Annotated in this window: 2 protein-coding genes and 1 pseudogene; 2 read left to right on the forward strand and 1 reads right to left on the reverse strand. The window is 56.0% G+C overall.

Annotated elements, in window-relative coordinates:
• Positions 1–518: pseudogene (locus EIK79_RS16915) on the reverse strand (RNA-guided endonuclease TnpB family protein); the annotation flags it as partial.
• Positions 519–768: 250 nt separating this feature from the next.
• Here EIK79_RS16915 and EIK79_RS16920 point away from each other — a divergent pair.
• Positions 769–1,194, forward strand: coding sequence for an asparagine synthase-related protein (locus EIK79_RS16920; RefSeq protein ID WP_124956838.1), 426 nt, complete (start codon positions 769–771; stop codon positions 1,192–1,194).
• A gap of 16 nt (positions 1,195–1,210) precedes the next feature.
• A partial coding sequence (locus EIK79_RS16925) for a TolB family protein (protein ID WP_221621782.1) occupies positions 1,211–1,858 on the forward strand: 648 nt, incomplete at its 3' end.

A 1,858-nucleotide genomic window follows, 5' to 3' on the forward strand; every position in this document is an offset into this window, starting at 1 on the left:
CCGTCCGTCTCGGGGTCGGATACCTCGTACTGAACGGTGGCGTGCAGCACCCAACAGCTCCTGTTCTGCTGTAGCCGTATCTCGCCGGCTTTGGCGTCTCCGTCGAGGAGATCGTGCCACAACGGTTCTTGCTCCGGGTTCAACCGAAGCGGAATCCAGAAGTTCGTTCCGTAGCCCGGCAGAGGGACGTTCCAACAAATCTCGTAGTGTCGAGATTCGTCCCGGTCGAACGTCGCGGCTTGATTCGTGAGCCGGAGCGGGTGTTCATCGTCTAACTCGCGGGCGTTGTACGTCTTCCGTAGTTTCGGAACGTAGCTACAGAGGGCAGCCTTCGCCTGATACGGGAGGTCGAACGGCGTCACTACGTCGCTGACGCCACCCATTGTATCCGCTCCCGAATCGAACGCATCGTCTAACGCCTCGCGGTAGGTGGAAAGAAGGCGGCGAAGACGTACCCCTTTGCCCTGCGTCGGTGGGGCGAGGGTAGCTTCGAGTGTCTTCGTCACCGTCTCTGCCATGCCACACGTTACACACTATACACACTTAACTGTACCTATACCGTAGTGGAACTGTGAACCGACGAAACGTCACAATCCGAGAAGAACAGGACGAATGGATTCGAGAGAACCATATCAACCTCTCAAGCCTCGTTAGAGAGTGCATTGACGAACGTATGGAATCCAGTTCAGCCGATTAACGGCGGTTGCGTAGAGGGACTTACGTGATTCACGCCCGCCCTAAAGGGCGGGATTCTCTCGCTGTGTAAAGATAGCGAAACAACACGGGATTCGCTTGACCGATCCGTATCAGGATGCTCGCCTCATGCAGTTCGTGTTTGACCTTCCTGGTACGACTAACTTACAGCACGGCTACGACAAGGCCGTCTTTCGGGAGGGCTTGAGCGACGTCTTACCGGCTGCGATTCTCTCACGACAGAAAGATGACACCGTAGAAGGTGAAGAAGCGAAAGGATTGCAGCGAGAGGCGGACTATCTCACGCCACTTCTGGACATTTCCCCGCTAAAAGACATCGGGATCGTCCGCGAACAGTGGTCCGTTCCAGATACGGCAACAGCAATACAGAAGTTCAAAGATGGTGACGTCGGTATCTGGCGAGTGATAGCTGCACACGCGTGGGTCGAGAATCAATTATCAGGGAGAGCAAAGACGCGCCGAAAGCATTTATTGAGGTGATATTAGAATGGATATTATGGATGGATCGTTGTCTATTGATGAGCTTGGGAGTGTTCCTTCGTTTACCTGGCCAGCGGTGTCGCCGTCGGGGGCGTCGCTGGCAGTGTATCGAGAGCAGGACGAGCAGTGTACGTTGTTGGTGATAGATCTCGAAACAGGCACAACGTCATCGATTCCGAGCGATCTCTCACTCAAACCGAACCACCGGATCGTCTGGGATCGAACGGGAGAGCAGTTGTATGTCCATCACAGTGACACCGGCGCGGAACGAACCGATATCTACACGCTTGGGCTTGATGGGACTGCTCGGCCTCTAATCACTCGGGAAGGGCGCTGTTGGCTGTGGGACGTCAGTCCCGATGATCGATCGCTTTTGTACTCCCACCGTCGTCCAGACGCCGATCTCTGGGAGAGTCCCCGCACCTTGTATTGCTACGATCGGGACACCGACACCCATCACCAGCTCACACCCGATGATCAGTTCGTGATGGCCCGGGGCAACAGATACAGCTCCGATGGTGAGTGGTTCACCTACGCGGCGGCCACGAAAGGTGATGGCAGCCTCCTAGAACGGAGCCGGGTGTACATCGCCCGCGCTGATGGAACAGACGCTCGGACCCTGGCGATCGGTAGTGAGGAGAGCCGGACATTCGTCAAGGATTGG

It is taken from the genome of Halocatena pleomorpha (assembly GCF_003862495.1).
Classification (GTDB): Archaea; Halobacteriota; Halobacteria; order Halobacteriales; family Haloarculaceae; genus Halocatena; species Halocatena pleomorpha.